The 26,380-nt window shown below is 72.0% G+C and carries 27 protein-coding genes; 16 read left to right on the top strand and 11 right to left on the bottom strand.

From position 1 onward, the window contains the following. Window positions 1-22: 22 nt before the first annotated feature. Window positions 23-649: a DUF47 domain-containing protein gene (locus HUT12_RS29760; protein WP_131052737.1), complete on the top strand. Its 627-nt coding sequence runs from the start codon at window positions 23-25 to the stop codon at window positions 647-649. A 4-nt stretch (window positions 650-653) separates the two neighbouring features. Then, entirely contained in the window at window positions 654-1,658 is a 1,005-nt protein-coding gene (locus HUT12_RS29755) for an inorganic phosphate transporter (protein ID WP_176095356.1), read from the top strand. Window positions 1,659-1,720: 62 nt separating this feature from the next. On the opposite strand, the gene HUT12_RS29750 is transcribed toward HUT12_RS29755, so the two are convergent. After that, on the bottom strand, window positions 1,721-2,689 hold the full coding sequence (locus HUT12_RS29750) for a Gfo/Idh/MocA family protein (protein WP_131052735.1): 969 nt from the start codon (window positions 2,687-2,689) through the stop codon (window positions 1,721-1,723). Window positions 2,690-2,765: 76 nt separating this feature from the next. Here HUT12_RS29750 and HUT12_RS29745 point away from each other — a divergent pair, with 76 nt between their 5' ends. Then, window positions 2,766-3,611 carry an NUDIX domain-containing protein gene (locus tag HUT12_RS29745; RefSeq protein WP_131052734.1) on the top strand — a complete coding sequence of 282 codons (846 nt, stop codon included), beginning with the start codon at window positions 2,766-2,768 and terminating at the stop codon, window positions 3,609-3,611. Window positions 3,612-3,617: 6 nt separating this feature from the next. Here HUT12_RS29745 and mshD read toward each other — a convergent pair whose 3' ends face one another. The 3 genes from mshD to HUT12_RS29730 all read right to left on the bottom strand — a co-directional run bounded on the left by mshD (window position 3,618) and on the right by HUT12_RS29730 (window position 6,317). Next, window positions 3,618-4,544, bottom strand: a complete 927-nt coding sequence (mshD, locus tag HUT12_RS29740) for a mycothiol synthase (RefSeq protein WP_176095355.1) — start codon at window positions 4,542-4,544, stop codon at window positions 3,618-3,620. A gap of 57 nt (window positions 4,545-4,601) precedes the next feature. After that, the gene (locus tag HUT12_RS29735) at window positions 4,602-5,468 is read right to left on the bottom strand and encodes a polysaccharide deacetylase family protein (protein ID WP_131052732.1); all 867 of its coding nucleotides are present in this window, start codon (window positions 5,466-5,468) and stop codon (window positions 4,602-4,604) included. Between the two features lie 111 nt (window positions 5,469-5,579). Beyond that, window positions 5,580-6,317, bottom strand: coding sequence for a response regulator transcription factor (locus HUT12_RS29730; protein WP_131052731.1), 738 nt, complete (start codon window positions 6,315-6,317; stop codon window positions 5,580-5,582). Window positions 6,318-6,567: 250 nt separating this feature from the next. Here HUT12_RS29730 and HUT12_RS29725 point away from each other — a divergent pair, with 250 nt between their 5' ends. From HUT12_RS29725 to HUT12_RS29710, 5 genes are all read left to right on the top strand, one after another. Continuing rightward, entirely contained in the window at window positions 6,568-7,602 is a 1,035-nt protein-coding gene (locus HUT12_RS29725; RefSeq protein ID WP_176095354.1) for a hypothetical protein, read from the top strand. A 112-nt stretch (window positions 7,603-7,714) separates the two neighbouring features. Further along, on the top strand, window positions 7,715-8,500 hold the full coding sequence (locus HUT12_RS29720) for a DUF2993 domain-containing protein (RefSeq protein WP_131052729.1): 786 nt from the start codon (window positions 7,715-7,717) through the stop codon (window positions 8,498-8,500). Window positions 8,501-8,572: 72 nt separating this feature from the next. Further along, window positions 8,573-8,650 (top strand): Ms5788A family Cys-rich leader peptide, encoded by a 78-nt coding sequence (locus HUT12_RS33410; protein WP_311202345.1) that lies wholly within the window; start codon window positions 8,573-8,575, stop codon window positions 8,648-8,650. Between the two features lie 211 nt (window positions 8,651-8,861). Continuing rightward, window positions 8,862-9,710: a sulfurtransferase gene (locus HUT12_RS29715; RefSeq protein WP_176095353.1), complete on the top strand. Its 849-nt coding sequence runs from the start codon at window positions 8,862-8,864 to the stop codon at window positions 9,708-9,710. Between the two features lies 1 nt (window position 9,711). Next, window positions 9,712-10,035, top strand: coding sequence for a DUF1416 domain-containing protein (locus HUT12_RS29710; protein ID WP_131052727.1), 324 nt, complete (start codon window positions 9,712-9,714; stop codon window positions 10,033-10,035). A gap of 92 nt (window positions 10,036-10,127) precedes the next feature. Here the strand turns inward: HUT12_RS29710 and HUT12_RS29705 are convergent, their stop codons facing one another. The 3 genes from HUT12_RS29705 to HUT12_RS29695 all read right to left on the bottom strand — a co-directional run bounded on the left by HUT12_RS29705 (window position 10,128) and on the right by HUT12_RS29695 (window position 16,529). Further along, a complete protein-coding gene (locus HUT12_RS29705; protein WP_162854347.1) occupies window positions 10,128-10,268 on the bottom strand; it encodes a hypothetical protein in 141 nt (46 codons plus the stop codon). 13 nt (window positions 10,269-10,281) lie between these two features. Then, a complete protein-coding gene (locus HUT12_RS29700; RefSeq protein WP_254876992.1) occupies window positions 10,282-11,481 on the bottom strand; it encodes a glycosyltransferase family 2 protein in 1,200 nt (399 codons plus the stop codon). A 674-nt stretch (window positions 11,482-12,155) separates the two neighbouring features. Then, window positions 12,156-16,529 (bottom strand): S8 family serine peptidase, encoded by a 4,374-nt coding sequence (locus HUT12_RS29695; protein WP_176095352.1) that lies wholly within the window; start codon window positions 16,527-16,529, stop codon window positions 12,156-12,158. Window positions 16,530-16,825: 296 nt separating this feature from the next. Between HUT12_RS29695 and HUT12_RS29690 the strand changes: the two genes are divergently transcribed. Continuing rightward, window positions 16,826-17,353: a winged helix-turn-helix domain-containing protein gene (locus HUT12_RS29690; protein ID WP_131052725.1), complete on the top strand. Its 528-nt coding sequence runs from the start codon at window positions 16,826-16,828 to the stop codon at window positions 17,351-17,353. Window positions 17,354-17,365: 12 nt separating this feature from the next. Next, a complete protein-coding gene (locus tag HUT12_RS29685) occupies window positions 17,366-18,226 on the top strand; it encodes a hypothetical protein (protein ID WP_176095351.1) in 861 nt (286 codons plus the stop codon). Window positions 18,227-18,230: 4 nt separating this feature from the next. On the opposite strand, the gene HUT12_RS29680 is transcribed toward HUT12_RS29685, so the two are convergent. The 3 genes from HUT12_RS29680 to HUT12_RS29670 form a co-directional block, all read right to left on the bottom strand. Then, window positions 18,231-20,288, bottom strand: coding sequence for an amylo-alpha-1,6-glucosidase (locus tag HUT12_RS29680; RefSeq protein WP_176095350.1), 2,058 nt, complete (start codon window positions 20,286-20,288; stop codon window positions 18,231-18,233). After that, a complete protein-coding gene (locus tag HUT12_RS29675; protein ID WP_131051514.1) occupies window positions 20,285-20,665 on the bottom strand; it encodes an SCP2 sterol-binding domain-containing protein in 381 nt (126 codons plus the stop codon). The genes HUT12_RS29680 and HUT12_RS29675 overlap by 4 nt, the downstream gene beginning before the upstream one ends. Window positions 20,666-20,726: 61 nt before the next feature. Continuing rightward, on the bottom strand, window positions 20,727-21,101 hold the full coding sequence (locus HUT12_RS29670; RefSeq protein WP_131051515.1) for a DsrE family protein: 375 nt from the start codon (window positions 21,099-21,101) through the stop codon (window positions 20,727-20,729). 12 nt (window positions 21,102-21,113) lie between these two features. Between HUT12_RS29670 and mtfM the strand changes: the two genes are divergently transcribed. Next, window positions 21,114-21,215 carry a small membrane protein MtfM gene (mtfM, locus tag HUT12_RS33290; RefSeq protein ID WP_303393507.1) on the top strand — a complete coding sequence of 34 codons (102 nt, stop codon included), beginning with the start codon at window positions 21,114-21,116 and terminating at the stop codon, window positions 21,213-21,215. Next, complete coding sequence (locus tag HUT12_RS29665; RefSeq protein ID WP_131051516.1) at window positions 21,216-21,815, top strand: FABP family protein; 600 nt, start codon at window positions 21,216-21,218, stop codon at window positions 21,813-21,815. Between the two features lie 54 nt (window positions 21,816-21,869). Here HUT12_RS29665 and HUT12_RS29660 read toward each other — a convergent pair whose 3' ends face one another. Further along, on the bottom strand, window positions 21,870-22,718 hold the full coding sequence (locus HUT12_RS29660) for an aminotransferase class IV (RefSeq protein ID WP_176095349.1): 849 nt from the start codon (window positions 22,716-22,718) through the stop codon (window positions 21,870-21,872). Window positions 22,719-22,783: 65 nt separating this feature from the next. Here HUT12_RS29660 and HUT12_RS29655 point away from each other — a divergent pair, with 65 nt between their 5' ends. The 4 genes from HUT12_RS29655 to HUT12_RS29640 all read left to right on the top strand — a co-directional run bounded on the left by HUT12_RS29655 (window position 22,784) and on the right by HUT12_RS29640 (window position 26,371). Beyond that, window positions 22,784-23,218 carry a Fur family transcriptional regulator gene (locus HUT12_RS29655; protein WP_131051518.1) on the top strand — a complete coding sequence of 145 codons (435 nt, stop codon included), beginning with the start codon at window positions 22,784-22,786 and terminating at the stop codon, window positions 23,216-23,218. Continuing rightward, window positions 23,215-24,327 carry a folate-binding protein YgfZ gene (locus tag HUT12_RS29650; protein ID WP_131051519.1) on the top strand — a complete coding sequence of 371 codons (1,113 nt, stop codon included), beginning with the start codon at window positions 23,215-23,217 and terminating at the stop codon, window positions 24,325-24,327. The genes HUT12_RS29655 and HUT12_RS29650 overlap by 4 nt, the downstream gene beginning before the upstream one ends. Window positions 24,328-24,489: 162 nt before the next feature. Beyond that, window positions 24,490-25,317, top strand: a complete 828-nt coding sequence (locus HUT12_RS29645; protein WP_131051520.1) for a 3-keto-5-aminohexanoate cleavage protein — start codon at window positions 24,490-24,492, stop codon at window positions 25,315-25,317. 73 nt (window positions 25,318-25,390) lie between these two features. After that, a complete protein-coding gene (locus HUT12_RS29640; protein ID WP_176096032.1) occupies window positions 25,391-26,371 on the top strand; it encodes an asparaginase in 981 nt (326 codons plus the stop codon). Window positions 26,372-26,380 lie beyond the last annotated feature (9 nt).

Here is a 26,380-nt window from a genome sequence, read left to right as displayed (position 1 = left end):
CCGACACGACGAGGTCCGTGCTGTGAGGTTTTCATTTCGCCCCAACGAGGGCGCCTTCTACGAGCTCTTCACCAGGGCTGCGCAGAACCTGGTCCGGGGTACCGCGCTGCTGAACGAGCTGGCCCTGCCCGACGTCGAGGTGCAGTCGGTCAGTGAGCGGCTCACCGAGGTCGAGCACGACAGTGACAAGATCACACATGAGTTGTTCAAGAAGATCAACTCGACCTTCGTCACTCCGTTCGACCGGGAGGACATCTACCGGTTGGGGTCGCTGCTGGACGACGTGATGGACCACCTGGAGGCGGTCGGCAACCTGCTCTACCTCTACGGGCTGACCAAGCTGCCCTCGCTGCCCCGGGAGATGCACGAGCTGGTGCACGTCCTCGACCAGCAGGCCAAGTTGACCGCCGAGGCGATGCCCCGGTTGAAGTCGATGAAGGACCTGGAGGACTACTGGATCGAGATCAACCGGCTGGAGAACGACGGCGACCAGGCGTACCGGATGCTGCTGGTGCGACTCTTCTCCGGCGAGTACGACGCCTTGACCGTGCTGAAGATGAAGGAGGTCGCCGACGAGCTGGAGGCCGCCTGCGACGCCTTCGAGCACGTGGCGAACACCGTCGAGACCATCGCGGTCAAGGAGTCCTGATCCTGTGAGTCCCGAGCTCATCGCGGTGCTGGCGGTGATCGGGGTGGCCCTGGTGTTCGACTACACCAACGGCTTCCACGATGCCGCCAACGCGATCGCGACCAGCATCTCCACCCGGGCGCTCACACCCCGGGTCGCGCTCGCCATGGCGGCGGTCGGCAACTTCATCGGCGCGCACTTCGGCGCCGAGGTCGCCAAGACCGTCGGCAGCGGGCTGGTGGACCTGCCCACCGGTGTGTCCAGCCTCGGTATCGTCTTCGCCGGTGTGATCGGCGCGATCACCTGGAACATCATCACCTGGTACTTCGGACTTCCCTCGTCCTCCTCGCACGCCCTGATCGGTGGTCTGGTCGGCTCGACCGTCGCGGCCTCGGGCACCGTGCTCTGGAAGGGCATCGGCGAGAGCGTGATCATTCCGATGATCCTCTCGCCGATGGTCGGTTTCATCCTCGGCTACATCGCGATGATCGCCGTGCAGTGGATCTTCCGGAAGGGGCACCCGGGCAAGCTCAACCGGGGCTTCCGCTGGGCGCAGACCGCCTCGGCGGCGGCCATGTCGGTCGGCCACGGCATGCAGGACGCCGCCAAGACCATCGGCATCGTGGTGCTCGCCCTCTTCGTCGGTGGTTACCAGGACGACGCCACCTACATCCCGGAGTGGGCGTTCTGGACCTCCGCCGCCGTGCTGGCCGCCGGCACGTACGCCGGTGGATGGCGGATCATCCGGACCCTCGGTCGGAAGATCATCGACCTGCGCCCGCCGGAGGGCTTCGCGGCCGAGACCGTGGCCAGCGGCGTGCTCTACTTCAACGCGCTGGTGCTCGGCGCGCCCATCTCCACCACGCACACGATCACCTCGGCGATCATGGGCGTCGGGGCGACCAAGCGGCTCTCCGCCGTGCGGTGGGGCGTGGCCGGCAACATCGTCGGCGCCTGGATCCTGACATTCCCGGCCGCCGGTTCGATCGGCGCGCTGATGTACTTCATCGTCCGCCCCCTGTTCAGCTGAGATGAAAGGAAGGGTCCCCTGCTAACGCCTCGCGTATGGCAGGGGACCCTTCCTAACATCGCTCAGAGGTAGGAGACGCCGATCTGGGCGCGGACGTCGTCCAGCAGGGTCATGATCTCCAGGGTCGCCGAGTGCGGCACCAACGGGCTCTCGGTCAGCCCCTCGGTCAGGCAGCGCTGCACCTCGATCGCCTCGTACTGGTAGCCGTTGCCGACCAGCTCGGCGGTGATCGTCTCGGCCGGCTCGTCCGCCCGGTGCAGGGTGAAGCCGTCCGGCCGGAAGAACGGATCGGGCAGCTCGATCCGCCCGGTCGTGCCGACGATCGAGGCGGTCAGCCCGGTCGCTCCGACCATGCCGCAGCTCAGCGTGGCGACGGCACCGGAGTCGTACCCGAGCACGATGCCGGTGTTCTCGTCCGTGCCCTCCGGCCCCAGCTTCGCCCACGACCGAAGGTGCTGCGGCACACCGAGGATCAGGTGGGCCAGGCTCACCGGGTAGACGCCCAGGTCGAGCAGGGCACCCCCACCCAATGCCCGGGCCCGCATCCGGTGCTCGGGCGGGAACGGCCCGGCCACGCCGAAGTCGGCCCGTACGCCGGTGACGGTGCCGATCGCCCCCTCGGCGATCAGCTCACAGGCACGCAGGATGAGCGGGTTGCACCGCATCCACATGGCCTCCATCAGGAAGACGTTGCCCGCGCGCGCGATCTCCACCAGCTCGGTGCTGGTGGCCAGGTCGAGCGTGAACGGCTTCTCCACCAGTGCCGGCTTGCCGGCCACCAGGCAGGTGCGGGCCGCCTCGTGGTGGGCGGCGTGCGGGGTGGCCACGTAGATCACGTCCACCTCGGGGTCGGCGACCAGATCGTCCCAGGTGCCGTACGCCCGCGTCGCGCCGTGCTGCTCGGCGAAGCGCTCGGCGCTGGCGGTGGTCCGTGAGCCGACCGCGACCAGTTCCGCGCCCGGCACCAGGCGGAGGTCTTCGGCGAAGCGGGCGGCGATGTGGCCGGTGGCCAGGATGCCCCAACGAGTCATGGCGTGACGCTACCGAAGATCACCTCCGGGCGGCACCGCTGATCCACCGGCCGGGACATCGCTCTAAGCTCGGCGTATGACCCTGGACCGTGGTTATCCCGCGCCGCCCGCACTGGTGGAGCACGCCCGCCGGTTCCAGGCGTCGGGCGGGGTTCCCACGGTGCCCCGGACGGCCGCCACCGTGCTGCTGCTTCGTCCCGCCGACGAGGGTTTCGAGGTCTACCTGATCCGCCGGGTCGCGGCGATGGCCTTCGGCGGCATGTACGCCTTCCCCGGCGGCGGGGTCGACCCCTCGGACTCGACCGCGCACCTCGACTGGGCGGGGCCCGAACCGGCCGACTGGGGCGTACGCCTCGGCGTGCCGCCGCAGGCCGCGCAGGCGGTGGTCTGCGCGGCGGCCCGGGAGGTGTTCGAGGAGGCCGGGGTGCTGCTCGCCGGTCCGGACGCGGAACGGGTGGTCGGCGACGTCAGCGACGACGGCTGGGAGGCCGCCCGGGTCGACCTGGAGCAGCGCCGGACCGGCTTCGCCGAGTTGCTTGCCGCGCGGGACCTGACGCTCCGGTCCGATCTGCTGCTGCCGTGGAGCCGGTGGGTGACCCCGGACTTCGAGCCGCGCCGCTTCGACACGTACTTCTTCGTCGCGTTGCTGCCCGAGGGGCAGCGGACCCGGGAGGTCTCCGGCGAGGCCGACCACGCCCTGTGGATCAGGCCCGGCGACGCCTGCGAGCGCGCGGCGGCCGGTGAGTTGACGATGCTGCCGCCGACCCAGGTCACCCTCGCCGAGGTGGCCGCCTGTGCCGACCTGGCGGCGGTGGCGCGGGCGGCGGCGGCCCGGGACGCGGGCAGCCCGATCACGCCGGTCCTGGACCTCTCCGACGAGGCCGATCCCCGCTTCTATCTGGATACCCCGCCGACGCGCTGACCCACCTCAGCCGAGGTGGTAGTTGACGTGGGCGGACCAGCGGGCGAACCCGGTCCGCTCGTAGAGCGCCACCGCGCCGGTGTTGGACTCGTCCACGTAGAGCATCACCCGGTCCAGCCCGCGCTGCTCCCGCAGGTACGCCAGCCCGGCCATGGTCAGCGCCCGACCGAGCCCGCCGCCGTGCGCGGTGGGCTCGACCCCGAGTACGTAGACCTCGCCGATGCGCGCCGACCCTTCCCGCGCGTGCACCTTCGTCCAGTGGAAGCCGAGCAGCCGCCCGGTCGACGATTCGACGGCGAGCAGGAAACCGGCCGGGTCGAACCACGGCTCGTCGAGGCGTACGCGCAGGTCGTCAGCGGTCCAGCGGCCCTGCTCGGGATGGTCGGCGAAGGCGCGGGCGTTCAGGGCCAGCCAGGCGTCGTCGTCCTGACCCGGTCGGAACGCGCGCAGTTCCACCCCGTCGGGCAGGCGCGGCGGGTCCAGTGGTGCGGTCAGCGGTCGACGCAGTTGCCAGAGCACCCGGGCACGGCGGAAACCGAGGTCCACCGCGAGCGCGGCGGCCGACGGGTGGTCGCCGTGGGCCCAGGCGCGCAGTGGCCCGGTGGCGGCGACGACCATCTCGCGGGCCAGCGCCCGACCGATGCCGCGTCGGCGGTACGCGGGGTGCACCACGAGTTCCGCGCCGATCCCGTCGGCCGGGTCGCCGGTGTCCAGGTGGGCGTACCCGGTGAGGGTGTCGTCGTCGGCGCGGGTCAGCAGGTGGATCGCGGGTGCCCGCTCGTCGCGCAGCCGGAGCAGGACGTGTTCGTCCAACGGGTCCGCGCCGTCGGTGTCGCCCGCCGTACGGGCCAGCGCCAGCACCTCGGCGATCTCCGTGGGCCCGAGCCGTTCGGTGCGGTGGACCTGGTCGCCGGTCGATCGAGTGCCGCTCATCCCGTCACCGTATCCGGGTCACCGGCGACATCGCGGCGGTGGGCGGGCCGGCGCCGGTCAGAATCCGTGACGCGGTAGCGCCTGGACGTCGAGTCGGCCACGCAGTTCGGGCAGGATGCGGTACAAGGCGTCCACTGTGCCCTGTCGGTCGCCTCCGGCGTCGTGCAGCAGCACGATCGAGCCGGGTTGCACCCCGTCGAGCACCGACGCGGCGATCCGGTTCGCGCCGGGCCGCTGCCAGTCGGAGGTGTCCAGCGTCCAGTGCAGCGGCGTCATGCCGAGTTCCCGGGCGGTGGCGATCAGCGAGTACGTCCAGGCGCCGCCGGGCTGGCGGTACCAGGCGATCGGGGCGTCCGGCACGGCGGCGCGGATCGCCTCGCTGGTGCGCAGCAGGTCGTTCCGGATCCGTTCCGGTGACCGCGCGCCCAGCGTCACGTCGTGTTCCCAGCTGTGGTTGCACAGCGTGTGGCCGTCGGCCACGATCTGCTGGACGAGCCACGGGTACGCCTGGGCGTTCTGGCCCACCAGGCAGAAGGTCGCGGTGACCCGGTGCTCCCGCAGCAGGGCGAGCACCTGCGGGGTGTAGTCCGGGTTCGGCCCGTCGTCGAAGGTGAGGGCGACGGTGCCGGTGCCGGTGGTGACCCGGGTGCCCATCGGACCGAAGTTGGGGTCCTGGGCCTCGCCCTGGTCCGGGTCGTGCGGGACGCCGCTGGGCGGGACGGCGCCGGGCGTGCCGGTGGGTGCGGGGGCGTCCGCCGAGGGCGGGACCTGGTCGGCGTACTCGGGATGCTCGGCACCGGTCGCGGTGACCGCGGAGTTGTCGCGCGGCTCCTGGGGCAGCAGGTTGCGCCCGAGCAGGTACGTCGAGCCGAGCACCGCGGACACCACGAGCACGATGATGCCGACCGCCTGTGTCGTACTCACCGGCCGTCGTGCCGAGCTCCCGTAATACGTGCCCACCGCAGCCCCTTTTGCTGGTCAACTCGGCAGTCACCATAAGGCTGACGAGTTGCCCAAAAGGGGCATATGGGGGAATTAGCCCTCGACGGTGAGAGGGTGCAACGCCAGGGACGCGTGCTCGGTGGCCTCGGCCAGCGCCCGGTTCGACGGTACGACGAACTTGTAGCCCACCTGGCGCACGGTGCCGATCATCGACTCGTACTCGGAGCCGAGCTTGGCCCGCAGCCGACGCACGTGCACGTCCACCGTCCGGGTGCCGCCGAAGTAGTCGTAGCCCCAGACCTCGCGCAGCAACTGGTCGCGGGTGAACACCCGGCCCGGGTGCTGGGCCAGGAACTTCAGCAGCTCGAACTCCTTGTAGGTGAGGTCGAGCGGGCGGCCCTTGAGCTTGGCGGCGTACGTGTCGGGGTCGATCATCAGCTCGCCGGCCCGGATCGAGCCGCCGGCACCGGCCGTGGCGTTGCTCAACCGGCCGACCGCGAGCCGCAGCCGGGCCTCCACCTCGGCCGGACCGGCGGAGGCGAGGATGACGTCGTCCACGCCCCAGTCGGCGTTGAGCGCGATCAGGCCGGCCTCGGTGACGACCGCGACCAGCGGTACGCCCAGCCCGGTGGCGTGCAGCATGCGGCAGGTCGCCCGGGCCTCGCTGAGTTCGGAGCGGGCGTCGACGAGCACGGCGTCCGGGCTCGGACCGGCGACCAGGGTGCGGACGTCGCGTGGTGCGGTGCGCACCGAGTGCGGCAGCAGGTCGAGTGCGGGCAGCACAGCGGATGGTTCGCCTGCCCGTGCGGTCACCAGCAGCAGGATCTCCACGATCACCTCCGTCCCGGCGGCCGGTGTGGCCGCACGCGACCAGCGGCACTCAGGACGAGTGGGCGCTGGGAACTTCCGTGGGTCCCGGCGTCGCTGACGGGCGGGTTTCGGCTTGAGAGTAGCCGATGGCCCTGCTTGGACCGCGTAATGGTTTCCGGTTTGCCCCTTCTGCCCATGATCGCGGCCAAGGTTTTAACGTCGTGGAAACCGTGGCACCCGAGTTGTGCATCTGGTCTGGCACGATCGGTGCGTGTTTCCCTCCAACTCGCCCGAGGCCGACCGCGAACAGTGGGTGGACGACGTGCCCCCCGGGGACGGCTCGGCACCGCGTACCGGTCCGGCCGTGGAAACCGAGGAGCGGGGCCGCTCCCGGGGCCCGCGACGCCTCAGGCGCGGCGGCTCGCCCCGACGTGCCGACGACGCGCTCGACGAGGAGGAGGACGAGTACGACGAGCCACCGGTCGAGGTCCCCACGAAGCTCTCCCTCGCCGTCGGCGGGTTCGCCGCGCTGCTCGGCATCGGGCTGATCATCGGCGCGCAGACCTCCGGACCCGGCGACCGGGTGCCCTTCGCCATCGTGGTGTTCCTCGTGCAGGTGCTGTTCGTGCTGGTCTGGACGGTGGTGAACCGGCCGCCCGCCGCCGCGGTGGTGATCGGTGCCGGCGTACTGGCCGCCGCCGTGGCCGACACCGTGGCCATCCGGACGGCCGAACCCCGCATCCTGCCGCTGTTCTACGTCGCGGCCGGTGGGGTGCTCGTGGCGGTGCTCGGCCAGTTGGTCCGGCGGGTGGACCGGCTACGGGTGACCGACTCGGTGCGGACCACCGCGACCATCGTGCTCGGCCCGGTCGCCTTCGCCACGCTCATCGTGCTCACCCGGGTTCCCGCCGGCACCCAGGCGATCGTGGTCTGCCTCGCGGCGAGCGCGGTCGCGCTCACCGTGGCCCGGCTGACCGACGCCGTCGCGGCCTGGCCCCGGCTCGCCCCCCAGGTGCCGCGAGGGGCCGCCGGGGTGGTCGGTGGCGCGATGGTGGGTACGCTCGGGAGCGCGTTGCTCGGCGGCTATCTGGTCACCCCGTTCACCCCGACCCGGGCCGCGATCATCGCCCTGGTCACCGCAGTCGTCGCCGTGCTGGCCGACCTGGCCTCCGGATACGCCGAGGCCGGTCGACTGATGGCGGGCGAGCTGCCCGACGCGTGGGCGGCGCGGCACGTGCAGGGGCCGCTCGCCGGCTTCGCGATGGCCGCCCCGGCCGCGTACCTGATGTGCCGACTGGTGTTGTAGCCGGCCGCTGCGGCGGGCGGTTGAGGAATCCGGACATCGGGTAACACCGGTGCGCCGCCGGGCGTACCGGCGATTCGGCCGGGATCGACGTGCGACAGGACAAGGAGAAGGTGTGGAGCACGAGCAGACCTATGGACGGCGCCCGCGGCGACGGGGGCGCAAGGTACTGATCGGCTTCGTTGTCCTGCTGGTCGTACTCGTCGGTCTGCTCGCGATCGCCGACCGGGTCGCGGCCAACGTGGCCGAACGCACCATCGCCGACGAGGTCCGCCAGCAGGTGGCCCAGCAGGGTGCGCAGTCCTCCCCGCCCGAGGTCGAGCTGGGCGGGTTCCCCTTCCTCACCCAGGTGCTCGACGGCCGCTACGAGCGGGTCACCATCCGGCTGCGGGACGTGCAGGGCTCGGTGCAGGGCGACGCGGTCGCGCTGCCCAGCCTGGACGTGGACGCCCGCAACGTCCGCGCCAGCCTGGACACGCTGCGTACCGGCCAGGGCGACGTGGTGGCCGAGACGGTCAACGGGACCGGCACCATCGACTACCAGAGTCTCGCCGCGTTGCTCGACCGGGAGGGGCTGACCCTCGGCGAGCAGGACGGCAAGCTCTCGGTGACCGCCCCGTTGGACGTGCTCGGCCAGCGCCTCACGGTCACCGGCACCGCCGAGATCGTCGTCGGGGAGCAGGGGCAGATCGCGCTCCGCTTCGACGACCTGGACGCCGAGGGCCTGCCCAGCCTGCCGATCGCCCGCACCCTGCTGAACAATTTCGCCCGCAGCATCTCGGTCGACGTACCCCTGCCGGAGCTGCCGTTCCAGCTCACCGTCCGGGAGGTCGTGCCGAGGCCGGAGGGGCTGACGGTGACGGCGGACGCACGGGACGTGCCGATCAACTCGGTCGGCTGATCCCGGCGCCCACGTCCCGGATGCTGGTCGGGCCGGTGGAGATTCGTGAGATCGCTGATAGGCTCCCTGGTCATGGGGACGCTCCTCACCAAACGGCGCGCGGTCGACCTGTGCCGCGTGGCCACCTGCCTGTGTCGCCCCGTCATCTGACGGCGGGGCTGTTTCGGGCCGCCTAGCGGCCTTCGGCACTTGGGGTACGCGTACCTGATCCCGGTGCACCCCACCGGACGCCCGGCAGCGGCGCCGTCGCACGAATCCCGTGATCCGTTCCTAGCTATGGGTCCCGCGCGTGGTGCGACTCCTTCATCACAGCGAATTCCGCGCGCTGGCTCACCATCCATCCTCACCAGGGAGTGATCTGATGAGTCGCGACACCGCACTCGTCTCGGCCGAGTGGGCCGAGAAGAACCTCGACGCCCCGGGCGTCGTCTTCGTCGAGGTCGACGAGGACACCTCGGCCTACCACACCGGTCACATCGCCGGTGCGATCAAGCTCGACTGGAAGACCGACCTGCAGGACCCGGTCCGCCGGGACTTCGTCAACAAGGCCCAGTTCGAGGCGCTGCTCTCCGAGCGTGGCGTCGGCAACGACGACGTCGTGGTCCTGTACGGCGGCAACAACAACTGGTTCGCCGCGTACGCGTACTGGTACTTCAAGCTCTACGGCCACGGCGACGTCAAGCTGCTCGACGGCGGTCGCAAGAAGTGGGAGCTGGACGGCCGTCCGCTGGTCCGGGACGAGGTGACCCGCTCGGCGACCCAGTACGTCGCGCAGGAGCCGGACAACAGCATCCGGGCCTTCCGCGACGAGGTCGTCGCCGCGATCGGCACCAAGAACCTGGTCGACGTGCGCAGCCCCGACGAGTTCGCCGGTCGCCTGCTCGCCCCCGCCCACCTGCCGCAGGAGCAGGCCCAGCGGGGTGGCCACATCCCCACCGCGATCAGCGTGCCGTGGTCGAAGGCGGCCAACGAGGACGGCACCTTCAAGTCCGACGACGAGCTGCGCAAGATCTACGGCGAGGCCGGGCTGGACGACGGCAAGGAGACCATCGCGTACTGCCGGATCGGCGAGCGCTCCTCGCACACCTGGTTCGTGCTCCAGGAGCTGCTCGGCCACCGCAACGTGAAGAACTACGACGGATCCTGGACCGAGTACGGCTCGCTGGTCGGCGTGCCGGTGGCGCTCGGCGACGAGCCCGGGGAGGCCTGAGATGACCGCACCGACCGCCGCCGGTTGCGCCGCACCGGATCAGGCCGCGCCGTTGCCGGCCAGCATCGACCTGGAGAAGGAGACGGTCATCACCGGCCTCGTCCGCTCCACCGAGGGTGAGCCGGTGCCGGGTGCCTACGTCCGGCTGCTCGACTCGACCGGCGAGTTCACCGCCGAGGTGGTGACCTCTCCGGCCGGTCAGTTCCGGTTCTTCGCCGCTCCCGGCAACTGGACCCTGCGGGCGCTGTCCCGGCACGGCAACGGCGACACCGCCGTCACCGCCGGACGGGGCGTCAACGAGGTGACCGTCACGGTCACCGACTGACCCACGCTCTGATCGGCCTCGTGGCCCGGGTCCCCCATACCACCGGGGGACCCGGGCCACGAGCCGTCTGCGCCCTTCCGCGACGCGGTACGTCAGCCGACCTTGCGGCGGGCCTTGGCGCCCCACTTGGCGGCGGTCACCAGCAGGGCGCCGAGCCCCAGCAGGATGCTGCCGAGCAGGCCGACGGTGGCGGTGGAGGCGCCGGTCAGCGGGAGGTCCTGGTTCGCGGACATGTTGTCACCTCCCTCAGCCCTTCACGCCGACCGCCATGCGCGCCGGGGAATCCCAGACGCACCGGTCGACCGTCGGCTGTCGGATCGCCTTCACCAGGGCGTGCACCAGGATCACCCGGTACAGCAGGTCGGCGAAGACGATCACGGGGAGGAACAGCGGTAGGCGGGGGCGCCGGAGCCGCCAGGCGGCCAGCCCGACCCAGAGGCTCTGCCCGGCCAGCATGAGCCCCAGCCCGGCCAACAGCCCCGGACCGGCGGTGGCGAGCAGCCAGAGGGTCATCGGGGCGCCGGCCACATAGAGCACCCAGTGCAGCATCAGCAGCAGGTACGCGAAGTCGAAGCGGCTCGTGTGCCGACCCACCCGGTGCCCGATGACGCCCTGGAAGGTGCCCCACATCCAGCGCAGGTTCTGCCGGTACCAGTCGGGCAGCGTGGTCGGGTCCTGGAGGTGTGCCAGTGCGCGCGGCGCGTACACCACCCGGCCGAGGTGGCGCCGGTGCGTCTCCAGCACCCAGTACGTGTCGTCGACGATGTAGGGCGGCTGCTGCGGCAGCACGGCGTCCAGCAGTTCGGTGCGGTACACCGAGTTCGAGCCGGAGATGCAGTTCATGACGTTGAAGTGGCTCTGGATCCGGCGGATCACCGCCTGATACATCCAGTAGCTGTAGGCGCGCTTGGCCAGCCACGGGTTCCACCGCCGTTCCGGCGGCCACCACGTGACGTTGTGGCCCACCGCGATGCCGACCTCCTCGGTCAGCTCGGCCAGGGCGGCGCTGACGAAGTCCGGCGCGACCACCACGTCGTCGTCGAGGATGGCGACCGCGCGGTAGTGCGTACCGAGACCGAACTCGACGTATCCGGCGTGCAGGGCGGCCGGCTTGCCGACGTTGCGGGCCAGGGCCAGCACCCGGGCGCCGACGGACTCGGCGAGGTGAGCGGTGTCGTCGGTCGAGGCGTCGGAGACGAGGTACACGTCGCTGCCGGTGGCGCGTGCCGCGCGTACCGTCTCGGCGATGGTCGCGGCGCCGTTACGGCAGGCGATCAGGACGGCCACCTGGTCCGGGCGTACCGGGCCGTAGCGCGGCGACCGGAGCGCGTGACGCGGCCGGTAGGCCACCTCGGGGCGGACGAAGCCGTAGCCGAAAGACCCGACGATCAGCAGCAGCGCGACGGCACTCACAGTGATGGTCGAGGCCAGGAGGACTTCCAGCATGACAGCCAATCCGCAGGCGGGAGGGGATGTGAACGCCGCTCGCGTTGAGGCGTGCTGCTAACGCTAAGTGACGGACCGCTGGTCGCCAAGAGCGGTGATCGCTTTCGTCCGTTCGGCCGACGGCCGGATGGCCCTCCGGTCGGTCGGAAACGCCGATGACCAGGAGAAACAGTCGGGTGGTCTGACGCGCGACAGGGCTGGACGCCGCCCGGTGGCTGGACGGCGGCGGTGGGTGGACGGCGGCGGTGGGTGGCGGGTGCGCACCCTGTCGGGTCGGGTCCTTTCGAGCTGACGGCGAGAACGGTTCAGGCGTCATGCCGCAGTCCGGTTTCGTCCGCCCGACCGCGATGCGCCCGCCGGTCATTCGTCCGACGGTCACGCGCCCTGCCGCCATGGTCCGGCGTGCCGCCATTGGTCCGGCTACCGCCATTGGTCCGGCGTTCATGCGTCCGGCTGGCATTGACTCGGCTGCCTTCGCCCGGTTCTCAACCGCCCGGGTTCCCCGCGCTTCTGCTCGCCTTGAGGCGCTCGAAATGATCGACAGGCGGCAGGGCAAGGGTGTTGTCGTGACCGTCCGAGCACCTGGCTTCGCAAGCCCTGACCTGTATTCCGGGCGGACAGGGCGGCGATGGCCGCCGGTTCGTGACGAACCGGCGGCCACCAGGGGTAGTGCGTCAGATACCGGTCGCTCTGGTGCAGGTGGATGCCGGATCAAGGGCGAAGTCGAGGGAGCCGACGATGCCCGCCTCGATCTGGTGCCGCTTGACCTGCGGCACCCAGCCGTCCTTGGCCACGATCACCTCGTACCGGCCCTTCGGCAGCCACCAGGCGTACGTGCCGTCGGCGCCGGAGGTCAACGTCGTGCCGGTGCCGGCCGAGATCAGGTTCACCCGGACGGTCGCCGCCACCGTCACCGTCACCCCACCGCAGGTGGTGCCGGTGACGGTGCCCCGGACCTTGCCCCAGCTCGACGGCGGCGAGACGTTCATCTCCACCGACACCGGTGTCACCGGGTACGGGGTGTCCGAGGCGACCACCAGTTCGGCGTCGTACCGTCCCGGCTGTTGCAGTCCGGCCGCCGCCGTGGCGGTGAGCGTCACCGTCACCGTCCGGGACGCGCCCGGTGCCAGCGTGAAGGTCGCCGGCGAGCTGGACAGCCAGGGCACGTCCGCTGCGGCGGCACACTGCTCCAGACCACCGAGCAGCTCGCTGTCCGCCGAGCCCACGAAGGAACTGGGCGAACCACCGATCTTGTACGCGCCGCAGGCGGCGGCGCCCCGGTACCGGCCGAACTGGGCGTTGGGCAGGTCACGCCAGGCCCCGGTGGCGGGGTCGTAGGCGATGGTGCGGTTGCTGACCGCCGTCGAACCGGCCGTCACGCCACCGGCCAGCACGAGCATCCCGCCGGCTGCCGCGTACTGGGAGCCCCACAGCTCGGTCGGCATGCTCGGCAGCGGGCTCCACGCGTCGGCCGTCAGGTCGTACCGGTAGGCGTCGGTGTACTCGGTGCTGCCGGTGCCACCGGCGCAGTGCACCGTCTCGCCGAGCCCACCGCAGGCCAGCCAGGACACCGGGTGCGGGTAGGCCGCCCGGGTGCCGAACGTGCCGGTCGCCGGGTCGAAGACCACCAGTCGGTCGGAGTCCGTGCAGGTGGCGTCGGCACAGCCGCCCACCAGGTAGACCTTCCCGTCGACCACCGCCCCACCGGCCGCTGCGGTCGGTGCCGGGTTCGTCGCCCCCGGCACGGTGCTCCAGGTGCCGGCGACCGGGTCGAAGACGTCGACGGTGGCCACCGGACGGTCGTCCGCGCCCCAGCCCCCGAACACGTACAGCTTGCCGTTGACCGCTGCCGCGACCGGCTTGGAGCGCGCCACCGGCAGGTCCGGCAGGGCGGTCCAGGCGTCGGCACCCGGGTCGTACGCCCAGGCCCGCCGCTCGGTGCCGGTGTCACCGCCACCACCGACGGAGTAGATCTTTCCGCCCAGCCACGCGGCGGCGTTGTCGTAGATGGCGGCCGGCAGCTTGGCGATCGGGCTCCACGCGTCGTCGGCCGTGGTACGCACCTCGGGTGCCGCCCCGCCGTACGCGACTCCGGTGTGGGCCTTGCTGATGCCCTTCATCTTCTGTTCCCGCAGCGGTGCGCCGGACTGGCGGAGCAGCTCGAACGCGCCGGTGCGTTCCAGCAGCTCGACGGCGGCCGGCGCGCTGCCGGTGTTGCGGACGGTCAGCTTGGTGGTCCGGGTGCTGTTGTAGGGCTGGTGCGCCACGACGGACGCGGGGCTGACCGTGAGCCGCCCGGCGCCGAGGGCGAAGTCGGCCCGCTTGACCCGGTCGGCCTCGACCGTGACCTGCTTGGTGGCCGGTTGGTACGGCGGACGACTGGCGGTGAACGGGTGGGCGCCGGTCAGACCGGAGAAGAGCCAGTAGAAGCCGTCCGGCTCGGCGGTGTCCTCCGGGGTCGCCGCCGACACGGCCCGGTCCTGCGGCCGGTCGTCGCTGACCACGGTCACCCCGTCCACGGGTGCCCCGGTGTTGCGGTCGGTGGTGGTGCCGACGACCAGTCCACCGGGCACCGGCGTGCACTCGCGGTTGACGACCTCCACGTCGTCCACCTGCCACCACCAGGCGAAGGTGCCCTTGAACCGGAAGCGGACCAGGGCCGAGGCGGCGTTCGCGGCCTGGGTCAGTGCCACCTCCTCGACGCGGGGGCCACGCCGGCTGGTGGTCTGGTGCCAGACGGTGGTCCAGGTGGCGCCGGAGTCGACGGAGACGTCGACGTCCGCGGTGTCGGAGATCCCGACGGCCCGCCAGTCGCTGCGGAAACGCAGCACCGGTGCGGCGGTGCCGGAGAAGTCCAGCGGCGGGGTGACCAGGTCGGTGTCCTGGCTGTTGCCACTGCCGAGGGCGTCACTGTCGACGATGGCGAACCCGCCGGCACCACCGGTCAGGTTGCCGCGCGACCGGGCGTCGGTGAAGGTCCAGCCACCGGAGGCGGTGCGGTTGTCGACCCGCCAGCCGGCCGGGGTGCCGGTGCCGTCGAAGCTCTGGGTCAGCAGCGGGGTCCCGAACCGTCCGGTGTAACCGGCGGCGGTGCACCCGGCATCGACCGGAACGGCCACGTCGACCGTGGTGGCCGCGCCGCCGACCGGCACCTCCCGGGTCACCGTGCGGTAGCTCGGGTAGCGGGCCGTGACGGTGAGCCGGTACGTGGTGTCGCCCGGTGCGGTGAACGAGTAGCGACCGGTGACCGGGTCGGTGAAGACCGGCCCGCCGGGCCGTCCGGCCACCTCGACCTTCGCGTACAGCGGCCAGCCGTGTCCGGAACCGTCGGTGACCTTGCCGCTGACCGTGACCGTCGGGGTGGCCGCCAGCGCGAAGTTCCGGGTGACGGCCCCGCCCTCGGCCACCGTGACGGTCGCCGACTGACCGGCGTAGCCGTAGGCGCTGACGGTCAGGCGGGTCTCGCCGGCCGGCACGTTCAACGCGTACCGGCCGTCGGTGCCGGTGGTGGCGCTGCGGGTGCCGTCGGTCACCGTGGCTCCGGCCACCGGGTCGTCGTCGGCCGCGTCGGTGACGATGCCGCTGACCCGGCCCACCGGGCCGCGCGGGGCGTCCCGCACCGCCGCGTACGCGTCCAGACGTCCCTCGCCGAAGACGTTGTTGTCGGCCGGGGTGCCGCCGCAGGTGGTGGCGTCGACGTCCCGGGCGGTGCGGTCGAGCAGTTCCTCGGTGCCGGCCACGTCGCCGCGCAGGCTCGGTGCCGCCGCCCAGACCAGCGCGATCGTCCCGGCCACGTGCGGGGCGGCCATCGAGGTGCCGCTGAACGAGGCGTACCCGCCGTTGCGGACGCTGGACCGCACGTTGCTGCCGGGTGCGGCGATGTTCGGCTTGATCAGGTCGGTGCCGAAGCCCCGGCCGGAAAAGTCGGCGATGGCGTTGTTCACGTCGTACGCGCCGACCGCGTACGAGTCGGCGTTGTCGCCGGGAGAGCCGGCGCTGCCGCAGGCCGGTCCGTCGTTACCGGAGGAGAAGACCGGGAACATGCCGGCGGCCCGCCAGGCCGCGACGGTCTGCTGGTACCACGGGTCGCCCCCGTCGCCGCCCCAGGAGTTGTTGACGATGTCGGGGCGCAGGTCCGGTCGGGGGTTCTGCCCGGCGGCGTCGGTCGGCGCGAGCACCCACTGCCCGGCGGCGAGCAACGAGGCGTCCGCGCAGCTGTTCGTGCCGCAGCCCTTGGCGGCGATCCACCGGGCTCCCGGGGCCACGCCGATCTGGTTGCCGGCGCCGTCGTCGCCGACCATGGTGCCCATGGTGTGCGTGCCGTGGTCGTTGTTGTCGCAGGGCGCGGTGCCCGCGCAGACGCCGGTCGGGTCGAACCAGTTGTACGCGTGGTCGAAGCCGTCGCCGAGGTTGCCCCGGTAGGAGCCGACCAGCGCGGGGTGGTCGTAGCGCACGCCGCTGTCGATGTTGGCGACCACGACGCCCTCGCCACGGTCGCCGAACTCGTCCCAGACCCGGGGCGCGCCGATGTTGGTCAGGCCCCACTCGACGGCCGTGGTGCGGGCCCGGGTGGTGTCGGTGGCGGTCGGCCGGACCAGCGGGTAGCTGCGGCTGGGGGAGATCCGGGCCACCTCGGGCCGCCGGGCGATCTCGTCCAGCAGCGCCTTGTCGCCCTCGACCCGGATCGCGTTGGCGATCCAGTACGCGGTGTGCGGCACCTTGCGCTCGTCGAGCATCGCCCGCAGGTCGTGTTGGGTACGGCTGGCGGTGCCGGTCAGCAGCCGGTGCACCTCGTCCGCCCGGCGGTCGGCGTCACGCAGCCGGGCGGCGTCGGCCAGTGTGGCGGTCTCGCGCAGGTACACCAGGAACGTCGCGGTCGACGCGGTGTCGAACCGGTCGATCAGGCCCTGGTCGACGGCGGCCCGGTGTGCCGTCGGCTGTGGGGCCGGTGCGGCGACGGCGGGCTGGGCGGTGACGGCGAGTACGGCGGCGGCCAGCAACGTCACCGCCCGCCACCGTGATGACCGTGCGGATGGTCGTGTGAACAAGGTTCCTCCCCCACGTCGTCGGTCCCGATCCGTTCGGGGCCCGGACAACCCGCGCGCCGGCTTACGACGTCGCGGAGCGGACGGGGCGATGTGGGTGGCTGATGGTGAGCGCCCGCCCGCTGAGAGTCATGCTCTTGCTCCGACAGTCGGTGATCAATGGACGGCGTCGGTCAGTACTCGGTCAGTGACGGGGCGGGTTGCTGACCGTTAGTCTTCAGGCGGGGGCTCCATCGGTGACTATCGTTGGCGATTAATGGAAAGTCGCAGGTCAGCACGGTGCTCTCGGGGGAGGTAACGTGTCCGTTGAGGAGATACCGATCCTGGTCTGCGTCAGCTCCGACGCCTCGGTGCGACAACGGGTCATGCAGCGGTTGGACGGCGTGGGACCGGTGGTGATCTGTAGTGACCTCGCGCAGTTGCGCGCGATGTTCCCGGCTCCGCTGGCCGAGCCCGCCGCGCTGCCCGACGAGTCGAACGGCCGACCGACGAACTGGGGCGACCTCGTGGTGGACCGGGCCGGGCACCTGGTCACCTGGCGGGGCGTGCCGTTGGGTCTGACGCGTACCGAGCGGGAGCTGCTGGCCCGGCTGATGAGCCCGCCGCTCGCGCTCTGGAGCTACGAGCGGCTCTTCGCCTCCGTCTGGGGTGGCGCGTACCTCGGTGACACGGCGATCCTGCACTCGGCGGTGAAGCGGTTGCGGCGCAAGCTGCGGGCGTTGCCCGGCGGCCCGCAGGTGCAGACGGTCCGTGGGGTGGGCTACCGGCTGAGCACGCCGCCGGAGGGCGCCGACGGGCGCCCCGGCGAGGCGGTACACCACGCGTGACACCATGACCCGGTGAGCGGTGCTGTCCAGACGGGGTATTTCCCGCCCGCAGGTCCCCGGCCGCCGGCCCCCGGCACCCGGTGGCCGCGCTGGCTGATCGTGGCGACCGTGGCCTGGGCGGTGCTGCTCGCCGGTCTCACCTGGCGCTCCGCCCGGAACGATCCGCCGACCGTCCGCGAGCAGCGCACGCTCGCCGAGGCCGGCCCGGTGGTGGACGCCGCCATCGGCGAGCTGGTGGCGGCGAGCTGGGGTGCGGTGCCCGCGCTCGTCGCTCCCGAGGTGGACCGGGGCTGCCGGATCACCCCCTTCGCGGAGGGCGCGGAGCTGATCCGCGCCGTCGACCTGGCGGTGCCGGTGGGTGAGGAACGGGCCGCGCTCCAGGAGATCTCCGACCGGCTGCCCACGGCGTGGCGGGCCGGTGTCCGGGTCACCTCCGAGGGACCCCGGTTGCGCGCCGACGCGGGCGAGTTCGTCACCGTGCAGGGGCGGGGCGTCGCCGACGGCCGGATCCGGCTGACCGCGGACACCGGGTGCCGGATGATCGGCGACGACTACGCCGCGCCGGGAGCGGACGCCGCCGGAGCCGAGGTGGGTGCCCTGACCGAGGCGCTGCGCACGCTCGGCAGCACGGCGACCGAGCCCGACGAGGTGGTGGCCGCGCCGTGTCCGGGCGGGGGGTCGGCGCGTACCGTCCGGTCCGCTGCGGGCGCGTTGCCCGCGTCGCCGCAGGCCACGCTCGCGCCGCTGGCCGGCGGCACGCCGGTGGTCGACACCGACGAGGTGTACGCCTTCCGGCGCGACGGCGTCGCGGTCCTCGCCGACCTCGGCGCGGACGAGGTGGTGCTCTCCGCCACCACCGGCTGCGCCGGCTGATCTCCTACACCGGCTGACCGTTCCCGTCGTCCCGCCGGCGGCTGCGGCCCAGCGCGTCCGCGCGACCCCAGCGACCGGGGATGTCCAGCAGCTCGACCCGCCCGACCCCCTGCGGCACGTGCGGGTCGACGATCAGGTGCTCGCCCTGCGGTTCGAGCCCGAGCATCACCCGCAGCAACATCAACGGCGTCCCCGCCGACCAGGCCTGCGGGCTGCACGCGGTCGGGTACTGCACCGGGTACTCGGTGAGGTCGCGCTCGTACCCGGCGAACGCCTCCGGCAGTCGGCCGTCGAAGTAGCGCGCCGCCGTCAGGATCGACTCGCAGATCTGCCCGGCCTGCTCGCGGAAGCCGTACTTCCACAGTCCCCAGGCGATGATCGAGTTGTCGAAGGGCCAGACCGTGCCGACGTGGTAGCCGATCGGGTTGTACCGCCCCTGGTCGTCGGCGAGGGTGCGGACACCCCAGCCGGAGAAGAGTCGCGGCCCGACGAGGTGGTCGGCGATCCGTCGGGCCCTCGACTCCTCGACGATGCCGCTCCAGAGCAGGTGCCCGATGTTGGAACTGAGCGCATCCACCGGCGTGCCGTCGGCGTCCAGGGCCAGCGCGTAGTACTCCTTCTCGGGCAACCAGAAGTCCCGGTTGAACCGTTCCTTCAGCTCGGCGGCCTCCCGTTCCAGCCGGTCGGCGTACTCCGGGTCGTTCCAGAACAGCCGGGCCATCCGGGCGCCGCGCAGCTTGGCGTCGTACGCGTAGCCCTGCTGTTCGCAGGTGGCCCGGGGGAAGCTCGGCAGCCGGCCGTCGGCGTAGGAGATCGCGTCCCACGAGTCTTTCCAGCACTGGTTCTCCAGGCCGGTCTTCGGGTTGCGGGTCTGGTACCAGAGGTAGCCGGTGCCGAGCAGGTCGCCGTACGTGTCGATCCAGGCCAGTGCGCCCCTCACGGCCAGTTCCAGCCGTTTGACAAGTGCCACGTCGCCGGTCCACCGCTCGTACTCGTCGAGCAGGATCACGAACAGCGGCGTCGAGTCGGCGGCGCCGTAGTAGGGCGAGTGCGGCTGCTCCTCGAAGCCGGCGGTCTCGCCGTAGCGCAGCTCGTGCAGGATCTTGCCGGGCTCCTCGTCGCGGAAGTCGTCCAGCCGGTGCCCCTGGAGACCGGCCAGCATCGTGAGCGTGGGCGGGATCAGTTCCGGCTGGAACGGCAGGACCTGGAGCGAGGTGATGATGCTGTCCCGGCCGAACAGGGTCATGAACCAGGGCAGGCCGGTGGCCAGCAGTCGAACGCCGAGCGCGATCGACTCGTACCGGAGCGCGGCCAGGTCGTCGAGGCTGCGCCGGTACGCCTCGGTCAGCGGTTGGTAGTCGCAGCTCAGCTTCGGTGCCTTGGCGATGAACTCGGCGTGCTCGGCCTGGATGACGGCGGTCGTCCGGCTACCGGAGAAGGGGAGTTGGCTGCGGACGTCCTCGCCCCGGGCGCCGTAGATCGTGGTGGTGACGGCGAGCCGGGTGGTCCACTCGCCGTGCGGCCCGATCTCGATCGCGAAGGTCATCCCGGTCAGGTCGACCTCCGCCGGTGCGCTGCTGCTGATCACCGTCTCCCGGTGGAACGCCTCCCGGCGGTAGTCCAGGCGCAGCGCGTTCTCGCCGGGGGTGGCGGTGTGCTCGCCGCGCTTGCGCTGGGTGTCCTTGATCTCGAAGAGGTCCGCGAAGTCGGCACCCATCTCGATCCGGACGGTGAACATCATCGACTGCCCGGAGTGGTTGAGCACGGTCAGCTCCTCCTCGAAGCTGCCGCTGATGGCCCGGCTGCGGATCACCGAGACCTTGGCGTCCAGGAAGTGGGTGGGCTCGCCCGGCACCAGGAAGTAGCGGGTCCGGTGCGACTCCGAGTCGTCGAGCGACAGTGCGTGCAGCCGTTCGCCGTCGAGCAGCAGCAGCCAGGTGGAGAGGAACCGGGTGTCGAAGGAGAAGAGGCCGGTGGGGAAGTCGAGGGCCGGCTCGATGTCGCCGCGCCGGTCGCTGACCAGGAAGGTGTTGCCGTCCAGGATGCTGACGAGTTCTTTCACCGGGTCCGCCTGACGTGCTCGCGGGCCACCTCGCGCGGGTCCCGGGTGCCGGGGGGCGGGGGGAAGAAGCGCCGGAAGGCGAGGAACAGGACCACGTCCCCGGTGTACGTGCTCTCGTTGCGGAACACCGCGGAGATGCTCTGCGACTGGCCGGTGACCAGCCGGTCGAACAGGTGCACGCCGCAGTACCAGACGGCGTCGGCGGCCTCCGGACCCTGACTCACCTCGGCCGCGCCCGGTCGCATCCGGACCAGCCAGTGCTCGGTGTGGTGGCCGTCGGAGAGGTCGATCCGGAGCGTGCCCGCCACGGGGGCGCGGAGTACCTCCGGGGCCCGGGCCGGCAGGGCCGCGAAGAACTGCTCGGTCGCCTCGGTCACACCCGAATCGTAGGCATTAGTCCGAGTTGTCGGGCCAGTTCCGGCGCGCAGGCCGGCGATGTCAGTACACGAGCGCCTGTGCACCCTCGGCCATCGTCTCCTCCACGAAGACGGCGGCACCGGCGATCCGTACGCCGGGGATCACGTCACCCGTGCCGATGTCCCGGCGGGCGGCGCACTGGGTGCAGGCGGTCACCGTGCCGGTGGAGAGGATCACGTGCAGCAGCTCGGCCAGGGGCGCCGAGTGCGGCAGCTCGAAGTTCTGTGCGTGACCGGGCAACGCGAACCAGGTCGACTCACCGGTGAGCCAGAGCGAGACGGGTACCCCGGCTGCCGCCGCAGTGGCGGCGACGGTGAACGCCTGGGCGCAACGCTCCGGCGAGTCGGCGCCGGCGGTGGCCTTGACGACGAGAGTGCGGGCCATACCGCCCAGCATAGGATGAGCCGGATGGTCACCGAGATCGGGTTCGTCAGCCTGCTGGTCGCCGGCCTGGGCGCGCTCGCCGGTGGCCTGGTCTACGTGGCGGTACTCATAGCGAGAGGAAAATAGTTGAGCGCGTCGGACGACAATCCGCTGGCACCGCCGCCGTGGCTGAACGCGCCGCCGGTCGAGCCGTACCCCTTCGAGGAGAGCCACGACCTGCGGGTCGGGCCGAAGCTGCACCCGAGCCTGGACGGGCTGCTGCCGTACGTCGGTGTCTGGCGGGGACGCGGCCGGGGCGGTTTCCCCACCATCGAGGACTTCGACTTCGCCCAGGAGATCCGGATCAGCCACGACGGCCGACCGTTCCTGCACTACGAGTCGCGGGCGTGGATCCTCGACGAGCAGAGCCAGCCGGTGCGCCCGGCCGGGCGTGAGGTCGGCTGGTGGCGTCCGGTGCTCGACGGTGACCGGGTCACCGACGAGCTGGAGGCGCTGCTCACCGTCCCCACCGGGGTGATGGAGCTGCACGTCGGGCGGCGCAAGGGTACGCAGATCGAGTTCGTCACCGACGCCGTGGTGCGGACCTCCACCGCCAAGGAGGTGACGGCCGGGCACCGGCTCTTCGGCATCGTCGAGGGGGCGCTGCTCTACGCGCAGGACATGGCGGCGGTCGGTCAGCCGCTCACGCCGCACCTGTCGGCACGCCTGATCCGGGTGGCCGGCTGAGCCGTCCGGCATTCGGCGGTCGGCCGTCGGGTGGTCGGCTTGCGGCGACAGCCGTCAGGGCAGCGGGAAACCGAGCAGTTCCTGCACCGCCCCGGTACGCGTACCGGCCGGCAGCGGCGTGCCGTCGAGACTGCGGACCGCCACCGCGCCGCGTACGGACGAGGTGAGCCAGACGCCGTCGGCGGTGCGCAGACCGGCCGGCGTGACCATCCGTTCGTCGGCCGTGCAGCCCAGCTCGGCGGCGTGCGCCAGCAGCCACGCGACGGTGGTGCCGGGCAGGATGCCGGTCCGGCGGGCCGGCACCGTGCAGAGGACGTCCCCGTCCAGCCAGACCACGTTGGCGGTCGGCCCCTCCAGCACGTACCCGTCGGAGGAGACCCAGAGCACGTCGTCGACGCCGGTCCGGGCCGCCCAACGGCGGGCGGCGGTGCTCGCCCGGTACGAGGTCGACTTGAGGCCGGCGGGGAGCCAGTCGAGCTCGGGGCGGGCCTGCGCGGGGACGCCCAGCGGGAGGGTGGCCACCCGTACCCCGTCCCGGCGGGCCTGCCGCGCCGTCGCCGGCACCTCGGCGAGGGTGGCGTACACGGTGGGTCCTCCGCCGCCCTCGGGGCCGCGGGTGCAGACCAGCCGGAGCGCGCCCTCGACCTCGGTCGGCCAACCGGCGGCGACGTCGTCCAGCAGCGCGACCAGCTCGGCGTCGGGAGGCAGGGGCAGCTCGACGGAGGCCGCGCCGGCCCGCATCCGGGCCAGGTGCTCCTGCCGTAGCCACGGCCGACCGCCGCGCAGATGCATGGTCTCGAACAGTCCGTCGCCGTGCAGGACCCCGAGATCGTCGCCGCGCAGCAGCGGCTCGCCGGGCGGTCGCAGGCCCTGTCCCAGTACGCCGATCCGCGACGCCACCATGCGGCCGAGCCTAGTGCCGACGCCCGCATCCGGAGACACGCGCATCTCCGAACTATGATCGGAGGGTGTCCGAATCCTCCCTGGCGGAACTGCTCCGCGCCCGTGGGCTGCGGCTGACGGCGCAGCGGCAGCTGATCCTGCAAGCGGTGCTGGACCTGGGGCACGCCACCCCGGAGCAGGTGCACACGGCGGTCCGCGAGGTCGCCGCCGGTGTCAACATCACCACCATCTATCGCACGCTGGAGCTGCTGGAGCGGCTCGGCCTGGTCACCCACACCCATCTGTCGCACGGTTCGCCGACCTACCACGCCGCCGGGGAGGACCAGCACGTCCACCTGGTCTGCCGGGAGTGCGGCGCGATCGACGAGATGGAACCCGAGCTGTTGCGCCCGCTGGCCGACCAGTTGGCGACCGAGCGGGGCTTCCGGGTCGACATCGGCCACGTCTCCTTCTTCGGCGTGTGCGAGCGGTGCGGAGACGGGGACGGGGACCAGAAATGATCGACATCGCGGGTGCGGTGGCCGTGGAGAGCATCGACGAGGCCAGCCGGGACCAGCCGGAGCCGGCGCACGCGGCAGCCGGCGTACGGTCGGTGGCCGCGCACTACGGCGACCCGATGCGTGAGCAGCGGCTGCTCGACACCGAGGTCGGCCTGGTGGACCGCTCGCACCGGGGCGTCGTCGCGGTGCCGGGCGCGGAGCGGATCTCCTGGCTGCACACCCTCACCACCCAGCACCTGGCGCAGCTCGGCCCCTGGCAGGGCACCGAGTTGCTGGTGCTCTCCCCGCACGGGCACGTCGAGCAGCACGCCATGGTGACCGAGGACGGCGACACCACCTGGCTGGACACCGAGCCCGGCGCCACCGGGAGCCTGCTGGGTTACCTGGAGAAGATGCGCTTCTTCAGCCGGGTCGAGCCCCGCGACGCCACCGCCGAGTACGCGCTGCTGTCACTGGTCGGGCCGAAGACACCCGACGCGGTGGCCCTGCTGGACGTGCCGCCGCTCGCCGAGCCCGAGGTGCTCGACGTACCGGGTGCCAAGTTCCGCGCCGGTGAACTGCCCGCCCGCCCGAGCGCCCGGTACGACGTCACGCCGCTGCCCGGCGGCGGATGGGCCCGTCGGGTGCCGCTCGGGGTGGACCTGCTGGTGCCCCGGGCCTCGATGGAGCAGGTGGTGAACCGGCTGCGCGACGGCGGTGTGCGGCCCGCCGGCCTGTGGGCGTACGAGGCGGTGCGGGTCGCCGCCCACCGGGCCCGGGTCGGCGTCGACACCGATCACCGGACCATCCCCGCCGAGGTGGACCTGATCGCCCCCGCCGTACACCTGGACAAGGGCTGCTACCGGGGGCAGGAGACGGTCGCCCGGGTGCACAACATGGGGCGCCCGCCGCGTCGGCTGGTCCTGCTGCACCTCGACGGGGTGATGACCGACCAGCTCCCGGCCGCCGGTACCCCGATCACGCTGGGCGACCGGACGGTCGGCTTCGTCGGCACCGCCGTGCACCACCACGAGCAGGGCCAGATCGCGCTGGCCGTGGTGAAGCGCTCGGTCGCCGACGACGCCACGCTCCGGGTCGGCGAGAGCACCGCCGCCATCGACCCGGAGTAAGGAAGGGCACCTTATTAACGCCTGCGGTATAGCAGGGGTCCCCTGCTAACACCTGCTCCCGGCTCGCGCTGACGGCACCTGCCTGCTTCCAGCGGCTCTCCGCTCGCGCTGACGGCACCTGCCTGCGCCGGAGGTCGGGCCGGGGGTTCTAGGATCGCCGGCATGACGACAGCGACGTTGATCACGGTTGCCCCCACCGGCGCGGAGTCGGCCAAGACGGAGGTGCCGGCGCTGCCGGTGACCCTGGACGAGCTGCTGCTCACCGCCAAGGAGTGCGAGGCACTGGGCGCCTCCGTGATCCACGTCCACATCCGCGACGGCCAGGCGCGCCCGACGCTGGACCCGGGACGGCTACGGGAGACCGTGGCGGCGCTGCGGGAGAGCACCGACCTGATCGTGCAGCTCTCCACCGGTGGGGCGGTCACCGACCCGGAGTCCGACCGGCTGGCCGTGCTGGAGGCGGGACCGGACATGGCCTCGTGCACCATGGGCACGGTCAACTTCGGCGACGACGTGTTCCTCAACCGCTGGGAGTTCATCGTCGACCTGCACACCCGGATGCAGGAGCGGGGCGTCGTGCCCGAGTACGAGATCTTCGACCTCGGCCACCTGACCGCGTTGCAGCGGCTGCTCGGCCGGTACGGGCTGCCGCACGGCGGTCATGTGCACGTCGACTTCGTGATGGGGGTGCCGGGCGGGATGCCGGGCACCACGGCGACCCTGGTGGCGGCGCAGCAGATGCTGCGGGACCTGCCCGAGGGGACCACGTTCTCGGCGACCGGCGTCGGCCGTACCAGCATTCCGGTGCTGCTCGCCAGTCTGTCGGCCGGTGGTCACCTACGGGTCGGCATGGAGGACACCGTCACGTACGCCAAGGGGCGGCCGGTGGAGTCCAACATGCAGCTCGTCGCCCGCGCGGTCGGGTTCGCCCAGCTCGCGCAGCGTCCGCCGATGACCACCGCCGAGGCGCGCGAGATGCTCGGTATGTAAGGGGGAGGCTCCCCACCGTTGCTGTACACCCGGAGGTGGCGTACCTGCTCACCCCGGTGTCGGTCCTGCCCGCATCGTGGGTAGCGTCCACGTTGTGGGAGAGACGTACGAGGGCTGCGTGGCCCTCGCCGAGGTGGTCCGGTCCGGGTTCGTGGAGGGCGTACACCGGGGGTCGGTGGTGGTGCTCGACGCCGATGGCGCGGTGGTCGCCGCCGCAGGTGACGTGACCTCGCCGATCTTCCCGCGTTCCGCCAGCAAACCGATGCAGACGGTCGGGATGATCGGCGCCGGGTTGCCGCTGACCGAGTCGGCCGACCTGGCCCTGGTGTCGGCCAGCCACGCGGGGGAGGAGTTCCACCTGGCCCGGGTGGCCGGGCTGCTCGCCACCGCCGGTCTGGACGAGGACGCGCTGCACTGCCCGCCGGACCTGCCAGTCGGTGAGCAGGCCCGCGAGGCGGTGCTGCGGGCCGGCGGCGGTCCCACCCGGCTCCAGATGAACTGTTCCGGCAAGCACGCCGGGATGGTGCTGACCTGCCGGGCCGCCGGATGGCCGGTGGACGGGTACTGGCGTCCGGAGCACCCGCTCCAGCAGCGGGTACGCGACGCGGTCGAGGAGTCGACCGGCGAGCGGGCCGTGGCGGTCGGGGTGGACGGCTGCGGCGCGCCGGTGCTGTCGGCGTCGCTGACCGGGCTGGCCGGGGCGTACCTGCGGCTGGTGACGGCGGAGGAGGGCACAGCGTCGCGTACGGTGGCCGACGCCATGCGCGGGCACCCGGAGATCGTCGGCGGTACGGAGGCCGACGACACCCGGCTGATGCGGGGCGTACCGGGGCTGCTGGCGAAGGTGGGCGCGGAGGGCGTGATCGCGACGGCGCTGCCCGGCGTCGGTGCTGTTGCCCTGAAGATCGACGACGGCGCTGGTCGTCCTCGGATGCCGGTGCTGGTCTCCGCGCTGCGTCGGCTCGGTGTCGACGCGCCGGTGCTGACGGAGTTCGCCGAGGTGCCGCTCTTCGGTGGTGGCCTGCCGGTCGGTGCCGTCCGTCCGCTCTGGTGACGCCCGCTC

Source organism: Verrucosispora sp. NA02020 (assembly GCF_013364215.1).
GTDB lineage: Bacteria > Actinomycetota > Actinomycetes > Mycobacteriales > Micromonosporaceae > Micromonospora.
Note: the sequence above shows the minus strand (reverse complement) of the source record. Positions and strands in the feature narration are given on the sequence as shown.